The organism is Enterovibrio norvegicus DSM 15893 (assembly GCF_900115495.1).
Lineage (GTDB): Bacteria > Pseudomonadota > Gammaproteobacteria > Enterobacterales > Vibrionaceae > Enterovibrio > Enterovibrio norvegicus.
In genome coordinates this window covers 115,139-134,288 of the sequence record NZ_FOWR01000001.1, presented here as the reverse complement: position 1 = coordinate 134,288, position 19,150 = coordinate 115,139, and the positions used below count along the sequence as shown (strand labels likewise).

Below are 19,150 nucleotides of genomic sequence, written 5' to 3'. Positions count from 1 at the left end.
TAGCTGTAGTACTATTTAACCTGAATAAGTGATGCACGTTGCTCTTCTGGAATCGCATCTATCATCGCGATGGTCACAGTGCTTGCATCTACCGCTTTTTCGTCAAGTTGTGCTTCAGCCCCTTCAGGCAGTTTGAACATTGCACCCGTTGCTGGGTCAACGATAAGCATTCCGATCAAGCCGCCGAACAGAATATTGCCAAAGTACCAACCATCGACAGTGCTTTCAATTTCAATGGTTTTTTCTTCGTAGCCGTCTTTGTTAAGAATCAGTTGATACGTTTCACCTTTGAAAAAACCTGATGAAGCGTTGAGTGTGACAGTGTCTGGTGTTGTTCCGGTGTGGACCTGTTGTCCTTCACGGTTCACAAGAACAAAGTCAGCTTGCGATGGGCTGCTAGAAATAGAAACTGGATAGCTACTCTCGCTTACGATGGTTGAACAGCCAGAAACAAGCGCTAATGACATAAATACAGCTGATAGTTTTAACATTATACTACTTTCCTTTTTAATATAATTGCATATTCCTATTCAACAATGAGTATTAGAGTTTTAATACACCTAGTACTGTCGTTATCAAAATAGAAGTTTGCTTTATTAGAATAGATACGTGCGATATACATTCCCGCACCGCGATATTATTTATCATTTAAAAATCTCACTTTGTATCATTGATGACATCTTTAATGGATAAAATTAAAACATTAAAAAAGGCTGCACATAGCAGCCTTTTTATAAATATGGATTTAATTAAATTTTTACTCAACAAGTGTACCAATATATTCCACTTGAAGCGGTTTGGTAAATGCACCTGGGCGAAGTGCTTGCACCTCACGGACGATATCTTCAAGCTCCCAGTTACGTTCAAGAAGCAAGTGCGCAGCAAGCAATCCGGTGCGGCCTGAGCCTCCCATGCAGTGCATCACAACTTTGTTACCATTTTCTATAGCTTGATGAAGTGCCTCGCGGCTCGCCTTCCAGTTGTTTTGAAAATCTTCTGCAGGCGCACAATCGTCTTCAATAGGCACATGGAACCACTGCATGCCCAAACGCTGGGTTTCTTCACCCAGTGCAGCGACGTTTTTATCAGCCATTTCTTCATGGTTAATCGCGGTAACGATGACGGTTGCACCTTGACGTTGCAACTGCTCAAGGCTTTCCGTTAACCCTTCACCTTTTGTTCCCGGACAAGGTGTCAGGATCAATGCGCCTTTATCTACAGGCAGTTCCCATGTTGGATGTGTCATATTTTTTCCCTAAATCAACAAAATTTTTTTGCTAACAGCGGGATCAAACGGCATTGAATACCGATTGATCCCGCTGTCATCTACACGACCTATTATATTGCTGCAGTTTTACTACAGAAAGATGAAGAATGTATCTATCTTCATGTTCATTAAACGTAGAAAGGGCGACTTAACGTCGCCCTTTCTCGTTGCTTGGCACTGACTTATTCAGTCAACGGTGCATGTCCATGCTTACGCAGGCTCAACTTCGCCATACAACGACTGCATCACCAATTTTGGTGTGCGATCTACCTTAAACAAGCCCCAGTGTTTCTCTGGCTCTTCTGGGTGTGAATCGCCTTTCCAAGGTTCATCAAACGCTTCGAAAACAAAGGTTAGAATGTTTTCTGCACGCGTCCATTCCATTAGTTGCTCGTAGTATGCAGCTTGAAGCTCTTGGTTAGCATTCCATGCTTCAATACCACGACCGTTTGAAGCTGTAGCCCAACCAGCTTCTGTGATCACAACAGGCTTACCTGGATTGCAATCTCTTACTGCGTAGTAGTTTTGTTTGGTGTATTCGAGCGCTTCATCAATCGTCTTGTATTCCCAGATTGGGTACGTGTGAACAGAGATGAAGTCTAACGCTTCCGCCAATGCACCTAACTTGTAGGTCCATGGTACATAGTTTTCACAGAATGTTACTGGCTGTGAAATTGCACTCTTAACGCGCTCAACGTGTTCAACCAGCTTTTCAACTGAGATCAGATGATCCGTCCACTCAACACTCGCTTCGTTACCCACAGAGACATAACCCACACTATTTGGATACTCATTTGCCAACGCGATCAAGCGATCAATTTCTTCGCTGTTTTTCTGACGATTAGCAGCGAGTTCTTCCTCACTGAATTGTGCACCCCACGGGCACCCAGGGTTATTCATTTCAGCAGCAACGTCCGCGCCGAGCATCACTTTGAAATCCATTCCTTCGTTCTCGATAACATCCAGCACCAATCTTGCGTGATGGCTGCAATCATAGAGTCGGAGTGCGCCCCAGTTTTTTGACAAAATCTGAAGGTCTTCTTTGACTTCGTCATAACTTGGATAAATCCCTTCGCGGGGATTTTGGCCTTCTCGGTACCCTGAATAACAAATGGCGTTTCTCAGTTCCATGAACTTATTTCCTTTCTCTTTTTATAAGACACGGGAAAGTAAAACATGCTCCCGTGTCTTTTGATGTGGCTATGGGAGACCAACGTACCCGAGTTACTCGGTATATTTGAAATTCCCGTCTTTATCCCACAGCCCCCAGTAAGCACCTACGGCACCTTCGTCTTCTACTTTCCAAGCCTCGTCAAAGGATGAGAAGTAGATGACCTCAATATCGTCTTCTTTCGCCCACTTACACGTGTCGATGAAGTACTGCAACGCATTTTCTTCTGATGGCACAGCGCCACGCTCCGCAACACCTTGATCTGGCCAGCCCGTTTCAGAAACGATCACACGCTTGCCCTTGCCAGCAGCTTGTGCACGGCGATACATTTCTTTCATGTAAGGAACCGCATAATCAACAGGACAGCCTTCCCAGAATGGATAGCAGTTCGTGCAGATCACCTGGCAGGCATCAGCCACACGTGGGTAATTTTCAAACAGGAAGTACGCATCTACGTATCCCACTTCCACATTCGGGCACGCTGCTTTAGCGCGGTTGATGTAGTCCACCAACTCATCTTCTGTCAGTTCACCACGAAGCATGACTTCGTTACCCACAGCAAGCACATCCACATAGCCTTGCTGCGCGATTTCGATGGCATTGGCCAATTCGATTTCGTTCTTTTCTTTGTCGCCATCAATCCAAACGCCAACCATGGTTTTCAATCCATGTTCACGGGCGATTCTAGGAATGTTTTGATGGCCTTCCGTACAAGAAAATGAACGAACCCAATTCACATACGGACGGATAATCTCCAAACGCTCGCGAATTTGCTCATCACTGATTTCAGTACCTGGGCCTTGACCGTCGATGTATGGGCTAAACGACAAGCCATGAATTTTGTTGTCAACAAGATCACGCGTCTGCGCTCGCAGAGCACTGACACCTTCACGCTCAAATTGGTATGCAGATCCTGTTTTGTAGATATTTGACACTTTCCCACTCCCTATGGACTTAGTGTGAATCGCGACTCTCCGTGGTTTTCCATCTCTTCGCGATTTTATTGGTACTAAAAATGATTATTTATCAGTGTGTTAATTTCAAAGCGCTTATTTATTTACCCAATTTTGAAGCTAAACGCGTTCTTTAAATTGAAAAGAAAGCGCTTTCTTTTCGTTTTATGCCACAACAGTTCTATAAAACAACCTTTAACATTGCGAAGGTGTACCTTGATCACATTCGTAGTTCGAATAATGCATTTGGGTTTCACTCATTCTCACTTATGAATACGCCCTCATACATACCACGAAAAAACACCTGTTTCACCAGAGAACAACTGAGAGCAACCTTCTGTTATTTATGAATTTAATATCGTTAATAACAAAAAAACCGCCATGAAATGACGGTTTAAAAAGTGCGAATGACTAAATTGCTTATCAGCAAGACTTAGCATCTATACACATTAGCTTTCTGGCTCGGCATCACTCGCTTCGATTTCTCGTTCTAACAACGCCTTTTCCAATGTTATCGCCTTCAAATCGGCATCCAAAAGTGCGAGTTCTTGTTTCGCCCTTTCCAAATTTCCTTCTGCTATTTGCTGTTCAACAAACGTCAGTCGCCCTATTAATGGAGATAAGCTGATGGCGTAATTTTCAAGCCCGGTTGCAAGCGCTTCAACTTGAGAGAAGTTGCCATTCTTTGCAGATAGGCTCAAATTAGCGGCCCGCGTTCTTGCGGTCACAAAACGCTGCTTGAGTTCCTCTACCTCCGCCAACAATCCCTCCCGCCAATCCTGGAGGTTTTGATTCATCAAGGTCACTTCAGGCGCTTCAGGGAAGACATACGCCAAGCTATTCGCCAACTCAATCCCTTCCAACAAGTTGTCACCTGATGTACTTGCAGTGAGTACGGACACTTTGTCCGTGTACGCTGTCAGCAATCGCTCTCGATGAGACGATAGCGCCTCAGTGCCAAACTCTTTATGAATCTGTTGCGCTTCTTCTAGCGTGATAATTTTAGGTTCAGGTAACGCAGTGGTGAGCTGAGTGGTGGGGTTAGGTCGTGTCCCTTGTAGCTGGAGTAAGACGTAAATCGCCACCGCCCCCACCGTTAAGCCAACGAAAAAGATCAACGCGTTGACGTTTTGCTTTTTCACTTCCACTTCGACAGGCATTGCGGGTGCCCGCGAAGCACTGCGGCTTTCCAAGCGATCGATATGCTCAAAAATCGTAAAGCCTAACGCGTCGAGATCATCTACCTTTGTCCCGTTTTGCTTAGACAAAAAAGCATCGATGGCTTGCAGCGATCGTTCGCAGCGATAAAGTTCACGGATTTGCCCTTGTTCGGGGCGCATCGCGCGCACTTCTTCACCAATGCGACCCAACATCCAGCGATACAGCTCGAGGCGGCGCGCCGCTGGCATGTCGTTGTCTTCATGCCCTGTGCCTAGCACGGACACTTGAAGTTCAAGTCCATTCGCCAAACCAGCCAAACCACGGGTTTTCATCGCAGCAACGGTGTAATAAATGGCGACCAATAGGTCGACCCCTTCCTCTTGAGCGACTTTCTCGCAAAGGGTTCTTACTTTTTCCCAGTCAGTAAGACCGGCGAGCGGGTTGAACCTACGGTTAATTTCGCTACGGATTTTCTGATAATCAGACGAATCTCGTAGGCGGGAAGTGTCTCCCGCCGGTTTCAAGCCCTCGATATCTGCATACAGCCCTTGCATTGCTCAATCAGTGTCCTTGTGGTGCATGAATGTCATCACCGTTAATACAACGTGCGAGAAAGTTTAAAGCCTTTGAAGATCGACGCGGTGAACGGGTTGCTGTCAGCCTCTGAGTGCAAGCGGTACAACACGTTGCCACGGTCGATATTAAAGCGATAATCCACGCTGGTTGCTGTTGAGCCCACGACTTCTGCTTCTTCAAGCAAACGGAAGAATGCCCACGGCCCTTGAATGGAAATACTACGCGGAGAACGATTAGTACGAGACGGTACGAGTGTCACTTTACTGATCGCTGAATCACGTAACGTATTTGGCCAAATCAGACCCACGTTCTTACGTGGACCGTGGCTGTATTCCACGTATTGACCATCGACGTTAATGACTGAGCGACGTTTGTTAGCACTCAGTTCAACAGGCTCTAGCGTGAATTCAACATCCAACACACCTTTACGGTTAAAGAATGCGCTTTGTATGGCTTCAGCAGCATCAAGCTGACTCAGCACATCTCTACGGATCAATGATTTATTGTCCGCACCAGAATTCAGCTCGCCCGCTTCTTCCAAGAACATGCGCAAGTTGTTTTCATAGAAGCTAGTCAAAATACCGTTTGGCGCAAAGAAGGCCTCAAAATCTTCCAGTGCCACGTCTTTTGATGATGCAGGGTTAAACGGGTAACGCGATGCCAGTTTCGTTTGGAATTGTGAATACACGTCTTCCGCCCAAAGCACTTCTAAGTAGCGAATGGCTTCTTGCTTGATCACATACCAGCTTTCTTCTGCCAGTTTCTTCAACATGTTGTCGTATGGCTGAGGCATACCCGCAGCGATGCGTTCAAGCACGTAAATCGGGTCAGCACTGTTAAGTGTTAAACGTGATTTGGTCGCTTCCAACGCGGCTTTACCCACATCTGGTGCATCGTTGATGGATTTCATGTACGCCAGCAACTGGGTAACAGAATCAATCACTTCGTCCAAATAGATTGGCTTGCCTTCTTCAGTAGTCGCAAGACCATTCAATTCAGCAAATTGGTTATCGACAAGCGCTGCAACACGGTAACGGGGTGATTTCACTAATTCTTCACGCGCGGTGTCATTTTCAGGCAATGCAGGGAACAACTTGGTATTGTCCGTCACTTCTTCCAATAAGCGGTGTAACGGTTGGTTGTTACCCGTGATGCTTTCTAACACCAAAACTGCATTGTGGATGTCTTGGAAGTACTTGATGTCGATGTCGTTCATCGCACGACGCCAGCTATCGGAGTAATCCGCCACATATTGGCTACGGATTTTGTCTCGCAGTACACGCTTGTCTTCGTCTGAGAAATCAATCGATTCGGTTTGCCCCAACACCCAACTGTCAACCAGCGCCAATTCAGACACTGAGTCAGATTCAGGGATGAAGTAACCTTCAAAGCCTTTCTTCGTCAACATTCGCGGGATCATCAGGTTTTCACTGTCTTCAATGCGCTGCGCGAACACCACATCAAAAACAGGACCAATCGATGTTGCGAGGTCAACCGGAGAACCAAGAACCGATGCAGATGCTTGCTTCAAGTTACGGTATACACGTTGGTCGATCGGCATACGGCTGAGCGACTGCTGGGTATTATCAATCAGACGGTCATATGGCTTCAGAGTTTCCTCTGCACGCTCGTCACCTTCTGCACGCAAACCCTGCAGGTCAGTGTGCTCCATCGCATAGTCTAAGTGTTGCATCAAACGCTCTTGCGTTTGACGATCACCTGGGTACATTTCCTGCCATTTAGCGGCAAAGTAGTTCTGCACCATGTCCTGATAACGGCCTTTGTCATCCGTCATCATTCTGAATACACGTAACGAACCAAGCTGCTGCTCTTCCGTTTCTGCACCCGCAACATCTGCCGCTGCCATTTTCAAAAGAGCTGGCAGATATTGGTCTTCCAGCAAGCTCAAATACGTGCGCTCAACTTCAGGACCAATCACATGGCCTTGGTATAAGCCAAGATCAGAAACCAATTCAGGTTTTTCACGGAAGAAACCAAATTCCAACGTTGCCTGACGAATGGTGTCCAGCGGCGCAAGAATATCGAGACCGCTGTCCATGCCCAATTCCGCATCAAAGTCTTCTTGGTAGTCATTTACCTTGGTCAAAACAGCGTCCGCTTGTTTGACGTTTTTCAGGTAATACTGGTGCCAAGAACCGATCAACAACAGAGAAGCAATAGAACACGCCACAACAGATAAAATCATCACGCGGCGTTTGGTTTTCGCCACGCGGAAATTATCAGACGCCAAGCCTGCTTCCGGGTAGATCACCTTGCTGAATAGACGCTGCGTGAAGTAAATGGTGGAGTTAGCAGCATTTTGCGCCGTATTCACCGCATGAGAAATGCCATACCGGCGCGATGCTGAATCGATAAATGCGTTAGTCGGTACACCCTGTTGATACACAGAAGTGAAGTAAACGCCACGTACCAATGCAGAGGTCGAAAATTGGTCACTGCCAAAGGCATCTTGCAGGAATTGCTTGAGCACATCGTGCAAGCCCGCCATTTGACGGCTGAAGCTATAAATCGCGGTGCGATCTTCAGCATCAAATGTTTGCATCAATACGGTTGGGAGAATGTGATTTACACGCTCCACAAACGCACCAAACTCAGTATCAAACTCGTTTAACCAGCTATCGAGATCGTCAACAGAATCTAGTGTAAAGGTAAAGCCCAGCACCTCTTCACGTTCCGCCTTGGTGTAATTGCGGAAAAAGGGTTCAAAACCGGTAAGCAAATCCAACTTGGTTAAAGAGACATACACTGGCAAACGCGTGGACAAGGTCTCCATCAATTCACGCAGACGTGCACGCAGTAGGTTTGCATAGGCACGGCGCTCACTGGTGGTCGCGGTAGCAAGGTTCGCAACGTCTAGCGCGATCACAACGCCGTTCAACGGGCGACGACTGCGGGTTTTCTCTAACCATTGGATAAAGTGAACCCAAAGGCGGCGCTCCATTTCCCCTTCACCATCATTCGACGTGGCGCGTTGCGTCAGCAATTCACCGTCAGGGTCGATAAGCACAGAGTCGTCACCAATCCACCAATCGAAGGAGTAAGGGTTTTCACTTTTCTTGCCCGATGCACGCATCACAGAAGAAAACACGAAGTTCTGACCTGAACGGTTAATCAGACTGGTCTTACCCGCATTTTCAGGGCCAAGCACCAGATACCACGGCAGTGCATACAAGTAATTTCGTTTGTTAAGGCTTTTGTGAAGCGCAGACATCACCTGATTGAGTTCAGATTCTTGGCGCTCCTCGAAGCGTTTAATTGGATCTTCTTGAAGGCGCTGTTCGCGAATTTGCTCGGCATGGTAACCCTTGAGCTTGCGCCACTGAATAAAGCCCCACAATGCCAACCAGGCAAGAGAGAAGATCACGCTGGTGATAACGCGCGCTGAAACAGATGATAACGGCTTGCTCTCGTCAATCGTGAGCCAAGGACCCGCCCACCAAATCGCCACATTTAGCAGCACAAAAATGGCGACCAGCAAAATCGGCAGCGAGGCCTTTAGCGCTGGAAGCATTTTCATTAGAAGCGTTTTTAACTTGCTGAACATACTTTTCGATCCCTGCTTTTAATCCGTTTTTGTTATATTTTCTAGCCGTTGAATCAGAGACGGCTCCCAATCCACCAGCGACGTGGTTGTCGCTTGATCCAACAAAATCCGGTATTGCTGATCTGCCATGGCTGACAGATTGTAACGACGCATGACATCGGCTGATAACATGCGCCAATAAAATTGATCTCTTGGGTCTTTGGCGCCAGATAAACCGTCGTTCAGCATGGCGAGTGCGACAGAAAGGCCGCCTTCGTCTGCCAATACAAAGGCTTCTTTACGTTTGTCTTCCCAATCAGTGCCGCCGCCAGAACTTGCGCCACCGTTCGATTCGCCCTCTTCAAGCCACCGTCGTGTATCCGCACCGACAAACGGCGCGCCGCCTTTGAAATGCAAATCAAGTACAACGGGCAATCGGCGAACAAACGCACGGGTTTCACTGGCAATCACCTCTGCCCACTCGGCATTGCCCAGCTTAAGCGCGATGCGATAGCTCAGAAAGTGCCCATCAATCCAATACGGCGCGACCGTTACACTTTGCTCGACCTTACGCCACAAAGCATGATCGACGCCCCGTGTCAGTTGCTCTTCGTACTCGGCGATGCGATCCGTTGAAACTGGCATCAATTGGGTTTCACCGTTAGCTTCTGCTTCAGGTGCAGATGTAATAGAAAACCACACCGCGAAGCGACGCTGCCTTAACGACAACCCAATGCCTCCATCAAGTTCTGAAACGAACTCCGCGACCTTTAACAATGTTTGTTTGATGGCTCTGTCAGAACTGCCATCAATGTCCAAATTAGGTTTCGCCGCAGAAATTGGGTTGGCATTTCCACCACCTTGCACAGCTGGGGCTGCACTGTTTGTTTGCGGTTCAGTCGGTACATTGGACGCCATGCGTCGCTTTATTAACGCATCAACTTCCTGCACACCGTCTGTCGGCAAATCTTTCTCGGACGCGGCCTCACTGAGGGTTGTGAAGGCTTTTTCAAGTTCAGTTTTTTGTTCCACATCAAACATGGAAACGTCAATTTTCTCAGCAGTCTTCAGCGTTCGTTGAACAATCTGCGAATAGAATTTTCTGCGTGGCAACACACCACGAGGCCCCGGCGCGGGATGACACGTCTCCCAATACTGGGCGACAAAATCTGCCAACACATAAATGGACAACGTGAATCTTTCAGGGGACGCTTGATACTGCAAGCACTGTAAAAGGTGCGTCAGCAGTTTGAGATCTTTGGTATGGGTCTCCATCAGCTTGAGCGCACTTTGCTCGGCTTCCACCCACTGCACGTCGCCGTGAGACAATGAACCCACCTTCATCATTTGTCCTTCGACAAAATCCAGAAGCGCATCATCAAGAAGTCGCTCTCCGACAGGGTTGCTTCCCTCAATAGGTTTTGCCGCACGTTGGCGATAGGTTTGAATATCCATCTCCCCCCCTACCAACGACAGGTATTGCGCATAGGACGGATAGCAGACGTTAACCCTTCGGTGTCAAACGTCAGGTTGCCAATCTCATCCAATTCAGAACGCAACACCGCGCCTGAACTCGACATCAATGCCTTCATCACATTGATGGCTGGAATACCGCGCCCTGCATGCATGATGGTGCCACTGTCATCGCTTAACCATCGGTCTGTCACTGCAAAACTGCCTGATACCAATATCATGGCTTTACCCGCCGATGTGGTCGTAGGGAGCACCAACTCCATACGGCTGATACTGTCGATGCAACTCAGCATCAAAATCGGCATGTCTTCACGCTGCTGTCCACGATCAGGAATGGCCGTTGCCGTCATCCAGATGCCTTTGCTGAGATCCTCAGGATCGGAATAACGCACAACAAAGCCTTGTTCATCTTCACCGCGCGCCGCTTCACTTGCATGAGCGCGTTGATAAGCTTCTGGTTTAATGTTCGCAATGGTCTGTTTGTTATCAGCATCAAGGGGGGTGTTGAATACCCCATCAAAGCACGCCAATCGTTCAAGTCGCGTGGGAATCGCTGCACACGTTTGCGCCTGGCTCACCAGTGACGCATCAGATCGCTCATTTGCGTTTTCAGTTACAGTGTTTGCCCAAACTGGGTTCAACCCTGCACAACTGAGCATTGTGGTGCCAATCAGCAATCCAACATTCAAGGAACCGCTTCGCTTCATGGTCAATCAATCTCCATTTTTAAGCACTTGTGCGCCAGCGTTCGCTTAGGCAAACCCAAGCTTTCCGCTGCTTTCGTGCGGTCACCATCAAACACCGTTAATCGTGAACGGATCACATTCACTTCAAAATCTTGCACGGCATTTTTAAGGTTATCGATGTTGGATAAATCCACGCCAATGTAGCTGTCCGTGACCACATCATCATTGCTAGCGAGCGCACCCGTCATATTGAACTCAGGTTGCTCATTGAGGCGTTCATTCAAGGCAGCAGGCAGAATTTCTTCGTCACTGGCCGTGACTGCACACCCATACTCAATCAAGTTACGCAGTTCTCTCACGTTGCCTTGGAAAGCATGGCGATTCAGCAAATCTAACGCTGCATAGCGCAGACCTGCAATGTTCACCCCAGAGCGAGCGTTGTATTCCGCGATAAAATGACGGCTCAATTCAGGAATGTCTTCAAGACGCTCCACTAACGACGGCACAAGAATAGGAAATTGATTGAGTCGGTAGTACAAATCGCGGCGAAACTCACCCTGCTCTACGCGGGCGGGCAACGCGACATGGGTAGCCGCGACCAGACGAAAGTCCACATTGATTTCTTGTGAACCACCCACAGGACGGAATGAGCGTGTTTCAAGTACGCGAAGCAATTTGGCTTGCAACGACAACGGCATATCGCCGATTTCATCAAGGAACAAGGTGCCGCCATCGGCGTCTAACAACAGACCACTTTTGGCGCGGTCTGCGCCAGAGAACGCACCTTTCACATGACCAAAGAGCTCACTCTCCAACAAGGTGTCAGGAATGGCAGCACAGTTAATGGCCACAAAAGGTTTGGTCCGACGGACAGACAACTCATGAACCGCACGCGCCACCAACTCTTTGCCCGTGCCTGTGTCACCACAGACCAACACATTGAGTAAGGACTGCGCCGCTGTAACAACCTTGTCTCGCATCTTTTGCATGGGTGAACTTTCCCCAATCAAGACGCTTTTCAATTCGTACGCTTTCTCGCGCTTCTTCTCGTCACGGCGAATCTCCGCTATAGACGAGCTAAGCGCAGAAATTTGGCGATGTTCTTTACCTAATTCCGCCACCATCTGGCTTTGGTTGATATAGATCTCGCAGAGTTTTTGCCATTGTTTGTCAGCCAACAGCTGGCTAAGTACCGACGATGGACCTGTGAGCATTAAGATGGCTTTCACCTTCTTAACACCCGGCGGCAGCGGCATGATGAGTACATTCTCACCACGTTTGCGTGCCGACATAAGGGCAACAAAATCGTCGTTTTCTAACCAGTAATTAAGCTTGGATGGATCGAGCAGCATCGGTGACGCTGACTGAAGCACATGTGCAAACGGATGGGTGAAATCATCGACTTTCCATTCAAACGTGTTCCCGTCTTGCGTCACACTCAGCGAGCGTCCTTGCGCACTTGGGAACATCACCCAAGCGCGTGACACACCCAGCGATGCCTCAATCTCGTTCACGAAGGTGCTCGTGAGATCGGATTGATCACGGGTATTGGTTAAAGACACTGCTAATGAAAGCCAATCGCTCATGGATTACTCCACCTCGCTAACAAACTGCCCGTCTTTGGCAGTCAGATACACGCGAGTGACAGGCTCACGCGCCGCAAGTTTGTTGAGTAGCGCCAGAGAAACCGGTGGCAAGAGCTGCCCCTCAATAATGGCTTCCAACATACGCGCACCATTTTCCGAGCGCGTAGCACGGCGAGAAATCTCGCCAATCAAGGCATCATCAATTTCAGTTTCGGCTTTGTAGCGTTGCTCAAACACATTCACGAGACGCTTCAACTTGCCTGCAATGATGGCTTTGAGTGTGTCGCCATTCAGTGGCAAATACGGCACAATTTCCATGCGCGCGAGCAATGCAGGTTTGAAGAACGCAGCCAATTCTGGGTACAGTTTTTCTTCGAGCAGCTCTGGTTGTTCTGCGTAATCAACAATGGTTTGGTAACCCAAGTTAGACGTGAGGAAGAACACCACGTTTTGGCAATCGATCACACGGCCCTCACCGTCTGCCAACTCGCCTTTATCAAACGCTTGGTAGAAAAGGTTCAACACTTCTGGGTGGGCTTTTTCCACTTCATCCAACAGCACAATCGAGTAAGGCATTTTACGGATTGATTCTGTCAAAATGCCGCCTTCGCCATAACCGACATAGCCCGGAGGAGACCCAATCAAGCGAGACACTGTGTGTTTCTCTTGGTATTCCGACATGTTGATCGTGGTAAGGAATTGTTTGCCGCCGTAAAGCATCTCTGCAAGCTGCACCACGGTTTCGGTTTTACCGACACCACTCGGCCCTGCAAGCAGGAATGCCCCTTTTGGACGACCTGGACGACGCAAATCTGCACGTGCCGTCAGCAAGTGACGGTGGATGCATTCAATCGCCACGTCTTGGCCTTTGATTTGCGCACCGAGTAGATCAGGAAGGTGCGTAATACGGCTCAGTTCGTCAGTGTTCATCTGATCAACAGGCACACCTGTCCAATCGCCGATCACTTCGGCAATCTGCTGCGCATCGACATGCGGGTGAACCAAGCGCTCGTCGTGAGGAATGGCGGCTAGCTCTGCATACAACGCTTTCAGCTCAGTGCGCAGTTCTACTTTTTCGTCTTCTGTCAGCGGTTCGACCGCCTCTTCGCCGTCTTCAGCCGTTTGAGGCTTCGCCAATACTTGCTGACGTTTTTCAATGATGTCGGCAATCAGTGTTTGCTGTGTGCTCCAGGCTTCGCGCAATGCGGCCTGTTCTTCCAAATCAACGTTTTCATCGGCTTCTAATTTGGCCAACAATTCGTCGTCAATGTCATGACCCAATTGCACTTCGCGATTTAGCATGTCGATTTGGCGCTGGCGCTGAATGGTTTTGGTTTCAAGCTCAGCCAAACGGCGCGGCGGCGCACTCAAATTGATGGCAATACGCGCACAGGCGGTATCTAACACATCAATCGCTTTATCTGGGAGTTGACGACCCGACACATAGCGCTCAGACAACTCAGCCGCAGCGACCAGCGCATCGTCACTGATCAACACTTTGTGGGCATTTTCATACACCCCGTGCAGACCGCGCATGATATCGACCGCTTGCTCAACCGTTGGTTCGTCCAGTTTCACCAATTGGAAACGGCGGCTCAGCGCAGGATCTTTCTCAAAGTACTTTTTGTATTCTTTCCATGTGGTTGCAGCAACAGTGCGCAACTCACCGCGGGCAAGTGCAGGTTTTAGCAAGTTCGCGGCATCACCGCCCCCTTCCTGCGCACCCGCACCGATCATGGTGTGTGCTTCATCAATGAACAGGATGATCGGAATCGGTGAGGTCTTCACTTCATCGATAATGGCTTTTAGGCGCTTTTCAAACTCGCCTTTCACCGACGCACCGGCCTGCAATAAACCCAAATCCAACGACATCACATCGATGCCTTTTAATGAATCCGGCACATTGCCATCCACGATACGTTGCGCCAAACCTTCAACCATGGCGCTTTTACCCACACCCGCGTCACCCACAACAATCGGGTTGTTTTTGCGGCGGCGGCATAGGATGTCGATCATCAGATTGATTTCGTCATCACGACACAAAACAGGGTCTAGCTCGCCATTTTTAGCCATGATGGAATAATTGGTACAAAAACGACCTAGCGCCGTATCTGCTTCATTCGGCACTGGCGAGGCATTGCCCTTTGAGGACGAAGCCACTGCGGTTTCTGAAGACTCTTCCGTCAAGCGCGCGAAATGCTTTTTCATGGTTTCGCGGTTTACAGAATCAAGCTGACGGATCAGGTTCATCGGCAAATAACGATCAGGGCGCATCAATGCGGCAAGGAAAATCACGCCAGAGCGGATTTCGTTGTGGCCAAGATCTGTTGATCCTAATAGCCATGCATCTTGAAGCAGTTCAACCAACAGCGGAGAAAATGATGGCGTGGTTTCTAGTTGCGTTTCGCGGCTAAGTGCATCGCCCGTCATTTGACGAATTTGAGAATGGTCAAGCCCTGCGCTTTTTAGCAGCACACGAATGTCTGAAAGCGGGTTTTCGAGCAAAGAAAAGAGCAAGTGCTCGAACGTCACCTCTGGATTTTGGCGACTGATGCTCAATGCACCCGCCTGTTCCAAAGCCAGCTTGGTTTGTGGGTTTAACTTGCCAATTAGCGTGTGAAGTTCAATGCGGATCACTGGTTCACCTGTTATTGAAGAATTTGATTAAGTTGCTCTAGCACGCTCGAAGACTTGTTGTTGAGCGCAATCGAATAAGCAATGAAAATGACGACAAGGCCGGTCACGAAACCCGCAAAAATCGTCCAGACAGGCATTTGCTTCGACAGTCGATATTTCGTCGACACCACATTGTCGGCAGCACTGGTTAGCGCGAGCGGTTCTTGGTCATCAAGCTGACGCAAAATTTGATGCAGCTTGATGATCACTTTTTCGTATTCTTCGCGCCCTTTCTCCATCACCTTGTAGCGGCCTTCAAAGCCAAGCGTGAGACAAAGGAAAATGAATTCGAGCAGCGATTTATAACGTTCTGGCTCGTTTTCTAATCGAGACAAAATGGTGAAGACTTTCTCCCCACCCCACGTCTCGTTGTGAAAGCGCGTTAGCAGTGAGTGTTCGGCCCACACACTGTCTGCGCCCCACGGGGTGCTCATGATGGCTTCATCAACAAACGAACAAAGCACATAGCGATACGCCAAGATCACGGCATGGTCATAACCTTGCTCGCTCAACTCCACTTCGATGGCTTTCACTTCTTCCACCGCTTGCTTGTAAATCACATCCACGTTGTGGCATTCGGTGAGCTTACGCACACGCAATGCCATACCCAGCAAGGGGGTGGCTGCATCAATCAATGGGTTGATGTTGTCGCCACGAAGTTTGAACCAGTAATCCTGATCCGCATCGATGTTGGCTGCTTCATCAAACAACAAATCATCGTAGTGACGTTCGCGGTTCGGTGTATCTATGTACATTTCCGCCATGACTAACTCCTTATTGCCCAGAACTGTAGGTCAATATCTGGGAAGTGCCCTGCCACATGGAACGCAAATCCACTTGCGTTGGCGAGCATTGACCACGCTTGGCTGGTCTTATCCAGTTGGTAGTAGGTGTAACCCGCGTGGTACGGCAATTGACGTGGTGCCACTGGCAATGGCGAAATTGGAATGCCCGGCAATTGCAATGAAATAAGCTCGCGGATTTTCTCCACAGAGGCCACTTTGGTTTGCTGCACGAAGAGCTTACGCAGTTCGTCCATCGGCATGCGTGCACGAACGGCAATGATGAAGTCAGCATCGCGAACCAATGATGGATCTTGAAGCGGCGCAACCATAAGGCCGTACTTACGTTGATGCAGTTGGATAGAAACAGCGCGAGGCTCTAGGACGATGCTCAACGATTGACGTAGACGCGTCATTACAGGACGGAACGATTCCACCGGTGCATCGTGTTGGTAACTGCCAAACTCGGGAGCCATGCGGCTTTCATCCGTAAAGGTTGCCAGTTCGCCACACATGGAAGACAAGGCTTCATACAAGCGCTCTGGGTGCAAACTGCGTAGACGAGATAAATGCTGAAGCTGTGGCTGCATGCGGTTAAGCGATTGCAACAACATGAAATCAGACACATCCGCCACACCACCTTGGCTCGGCGCGCCAATACGTTGCGAAATGTTCTTGGCGCGTTCACGCATCAAGCCTGCCATTTCACCAATGAAGCGGTGCAACACAGACACGGCACTGACGTTGAGGTGACAGGGGAGGAAAGTGTCATCCAACAACACACTGCCATCTGGGCGTTTTTCTAACACACGCGCAATGGCAATAGAGGCATACGCACTGCGATCCTCTTTCTCAAGCATCAAGCGCAAACAAACAGGGCTGACATCAATCGGTGCCATGTCGCCTTGATAGGTGTGAATGTCACGAATTTCTTGACTGTACGATTGGTAACGCCCCGATCCTGCGGCTTCAGGCCACGTCACTTCGGTGATCGAATCACTACGAAGCGGGATAGCGAGATACACAATTTGGTTAGCCAGCGAACTGTCAGCAACTTCCAATGCTTCTGGCTGCATGTCTTCTTGAGGAATGCGAAAGACGGTACCGTCTGGCATCACGCCAGATGCACTATCAAGTGCAATGCGTCCGAAGCTCAGGTATTCCGCATTAAGCGTCATTTCAGTGATGCCGTACAAATAGCGGCTAACCGCTGACATACGTTCATCTAGCTGATATTCCATGTTGCGTTGTTGCTGCTGAAAATGCTGTGGCTTAACGAACAGCCCTTCGTTCCAAACAACCCGGTTTCTCGATGACATCCTTTATTCCACTTTGTCGAGTAGTACGTCGTTCTTGTCGAGGTGCATCAGCAAGTGATACTGCCTGCCCACAGGAATGATCTTGATGACCTTTTTCCAATCACTGTTATCAGGGTCGGAAAAACGCGCCATGATGGCGATGTAGCGGGTATCCTCTTCGATCTCAAAGGGATCGATGAACTTGAATTGTCCCGGTACCAACACATAGTCGCGATGGTCAATGTAATTACTTTTTAGTGCATCTTCGGCGTCATCCGAAAGCTGTTCGAAATCACCAGACAAGAACATTGAGTCGTCTTCTAACTCAAACACCTGAATCTCTACAGGCGTAGCATCACCACTAATGTTTGGGTTTACTTGCTCGGTAGCCACCATACTGAAGGTGACGGTTGTTGGCTGATCTTGAGGTTCGTCAGAACCCCCAAACACCCCGCAACCAGCCAGTTGCAGCACTAAAAAGCACGAGAGCAGGCGGACTATCACGTTAGACCTCCAATTGCTTCTCACGGAGTTTTCTGTCGTAGGCTTGGTCAAAAATCTCCCAGAACAGTTTTTCAAAGCCTTTTTGACGATCAGACGTCAATTCGCCGTAGTAGCTTTTGTACATGTTCCAAGCCCATGCATCCGCAGACTCTGGCGTTGTTTCGCCAGGACGGCGGTATGCACTAAAGCGGCGCATCAATACATCTGGCGAGAGTGCGCGAAGGATTTGCGTCAGCGCTTCTGTCGTCGCAATTTGCACCGCTTCATTGTGGTGACGAACATTGGTCAAGCTTTCACTGATTGCCGATGGCGCTGACAGGTGAACGGCGCTGCGTTGACGGTCATACATGGTTTCAACCGTGTTTTTATAATCAAGGCCAAGGCGCAGCGGGTTGTCTTCAATTGGTTGAAGGTTTTTGTTCATCATGCCGTAACGGCTTTCTTCAACTTGCGTGTGCAGCTCTAGAAGGCCACGGATCGCGGCTTGCAGCGACGCACCCATTTCTTCAGAAAGCGCCTGCATTTCCGCCATGTTGCCAGCGTTGCCCGCTTGCGCGCCGAGGCCGCGCAGAATTGGGCCGACCACTAGGTGATTTGCATCATCAGGCAATGCAGCGCCGCTTGTGCCGTAATCAGCACCCGCGCCAGCCGCATAGTCGCTGTTTGAGTAGTCTGATTTCGCTTCGCCTTTCGTGTTCTCCGAGAAATTTCGCCCGACTTCTTCTTCCAGGCGTTCTAGGGTTTTGTCATCCATCGGGTATTCCTCATTCATTAATGATTTTTTCAACGTGATGGCGGAGCTCATTTCATACTCGCTGTCCGCATGCACTGTTTTTTCGCTTCCATGCCATTCCGTGTCTCGGGCCAGCAAGTAATCTTCTTTCTCTTGCGCGGGGGATGAAGAGGCAATTTCATCGTCCAACGGCGAGGTTTCAAGCGATGCCGCGGTGAGGGCATCCAGCGCCGCCAAAGGATCATCAATCACGTCATCTTCTGGTGGCTCTTTGTCTGACTGTTTCTTTTCTGAACCAATGTCCAAGGCATTAGGCTCGCTAAAGAAGACTTGTTCCAAGCCGTGTTGACCGCTCACCACTTCTTGACCCGCTTCCACAAGGTGTATGCGGATTTTGTAAGGGCCAATGAGGACAACATCATTTTCATTTAGCCTGACGGGCTTACCGCCACCAACAGGAATGGTTGCGCCGTTCATGTAGCAAGCACCGCGCACGTCGAGCAAACACAGTTCGCCATCAATCGACAAAATCTCTGCGTGATGGGTAAACACTCGCCCTTCTCGGTCTCGCAAATACCAATCATCGGCTTCACTGGCACCAATTGAGCCGCCTTCATGGGTGAAGGTGTGTTTTGCGGAAAGGCCTGCTTCAAGGAATTGGGTGTTCGTCACCACCAGCAAGACTTGCTGTTTTGACGACGTTTCCGAAGCATCCGTAAGTTGTTGTGACATACTTCCCT

General features: G+C 49.0%; 14 protein-coding genes. All 14 read right to left on the bottom strand.

Annotated features, from left to right (window positions below):
- Positions 1-11: 11 nt before the first annotated feature.
- Positions 12-491 (bottom strand): hypothetical protein, encoded by a 480-nt coding sequence (locus BM082_RS00540; protein ID WP_017009849.1) that lies wholly within the window; start codon positions 489-491, stop codon positions 12-14.
- A gap of 266 nt (positions 492-757) precedes the next feature.
- Entirely contained in the window at positions 758-1,246 is a 489-nt protein-coding gene (locus BM082_RS00535; RefSeq protein WP_017009851.1) for a cyclin-dependent kinase inhibitor 3 family protein, read from the bottom strand.
- Positions 1,247-1,477: 231 nt separating this feature from the next.
- On the bottom strand, positions 1,478-2,398 hold the full coding sequence (locus BM082_RS00530; RefSeq protein WP_017009853.1) for a glycoside hydrolase family 17 protein: 921 nt from the start codon (positions 2,396-2,398) through the stop codon (positions 1,478-1,480).
- Positions 2,399-2,491: 93 nt separating this feature from the next.
- Positions 2,492-3,373 carry a glycoside hydrolase family 17 protein gene (locus BM082_RS00525; RefSeq protein WP_017009854.1) on the bottom strand — a complete coding sequence of 294 codons (882 nt, stop codon included), beginning with the start codon at positions 3,371-3,373 and terminating at the stop codon, positions 2,492-2,494.
- A 467-nt stretch (positions 3,374-3,840) separates the two neighbouring features.
- The gene (locus BM082_RS00520; RefSeq protein ID WP_074924823.1) at positions 3,841-5,106 is read right to left on the bottom strand and encodes a type VI secretion system ImpA family N-terminal domain-containing protein; all 1,266 of its coding nucleotides are present in this window, start codon (positions 5,104-5,106) and stop codon (positions 3,841-3,843) included.
- 41 nt (positions 5,107-5,147) lie between these two features.
- Positions 5,148-8,693, bottom strand: a complete 3,546-nt coding sequence (tssM, locus tag BM082_RS00515; protein ID WP_017015389.1) for a type VI secretion system membrane subunit TssM — start codon at positions 8,691-8,693, stop codon at positions 5,148-5,150.
- A gap of 18 nt (positions 8,694-8,711) precedes the next feature.
- On the bottom strand, positions 8,712-10,127 hold the full coding sequence (gene tssA / locus BM082_RS00510) for a type VI secretion system protein TssA (protein ID WP_074924820.1): 1,416 nt from the start codon (positions 10,125-10,127) through the stop codon (positions 8,712-8,714).
- An 8-nt stretch (positions 10,128-10,135) separates the two neighbouring features.
- Complete coding sequence (vasI, locus tag BM082_RS00505; protein WP_241814570.1) at positions 10,136-10,852, bottom strand: type VI secretion system-associated protein VasI; 717 nt, start codon at positions 10,850-10,852, stop codon at positions 10,136-10,138.
- A 2-nt stretch (positions 10,853-10,854) separates the two neighbouring features.
- Positions 10,855-12,417: a sigma-54 interaction domain-containing protein gene (locus tag BM082_RS00500; RefSeq protein ID WP_074924818.1), complete on the bottom strand. Its 1,563-nt coding sequence runs from the start codon at positions 12,415-12,417 to the stop codon at positions 10,855-10,857.
- Between the two features lie 3 nt (positions 12,418-12,420).
- Positions 12,421-15,054, bottom strand: a complete 2,634-nt coding sequence (gene tssH, locus BM082_RS00495; protein WP_074924816.1) for a type VI secretion system ATPase TssH — start codon at positions 15,052-15,054, stop codon at positions 12,421-12,423.
- An 11-nt stretch (positions 15,055-15,065) separates the two neighbouring features.
- Positions 15,066-15,842 (bottom strand): type IVB secretion system protein IcmH/DotU, encoded by a 777-nt coding sequence (gene icmH / locus BM082_RS00490; RefSeq protein WP_371734790.1) that lies wholly within the window; start codon positions 15,840-15,842, stop codon positions 15,066-15,068.
- Between the two features lie 17 nt (positions 15,843-15,859).
- Complete coding sequence (gene tssK / locus BM082_RS00485; RefSeq protein ID WP_017008359.1) at positions 15,860-17,194, bottom strand: type VI secretion system baseplate subunit TssK; 1,335 nt, start codon at positions 17,192-17,194, stop codon at positions 15,860-15,862.
- 3 nt (positions 17,195-17,197) lie between these two features.
- Positions 17,198-17,677, bottom strand: a complete 480-nt coding sequence (gene tssJ, locus BM082_RS00480; RefSeq protein ID WP_017015384.1) for a type VI secretion system lipoprotein TssJ — start codon at positions 17,675-17,677, stop codon at positions 17,198-17,200.
- A gap of 1 nt (position 17,678) precedes the next feature.
- Entirely contained in the window at positions 17,679-19,142 is a 1,464-nt protein-coding gene (gene tagH, locus BM082_RS00475; RefSeq protein WP_017015383.1) for a type VI secretion system-associated FHA domain protein TagH, read from the bottom strand.
- Positions 19,143-19,150 lie beyond the last annotated feature (8 nt).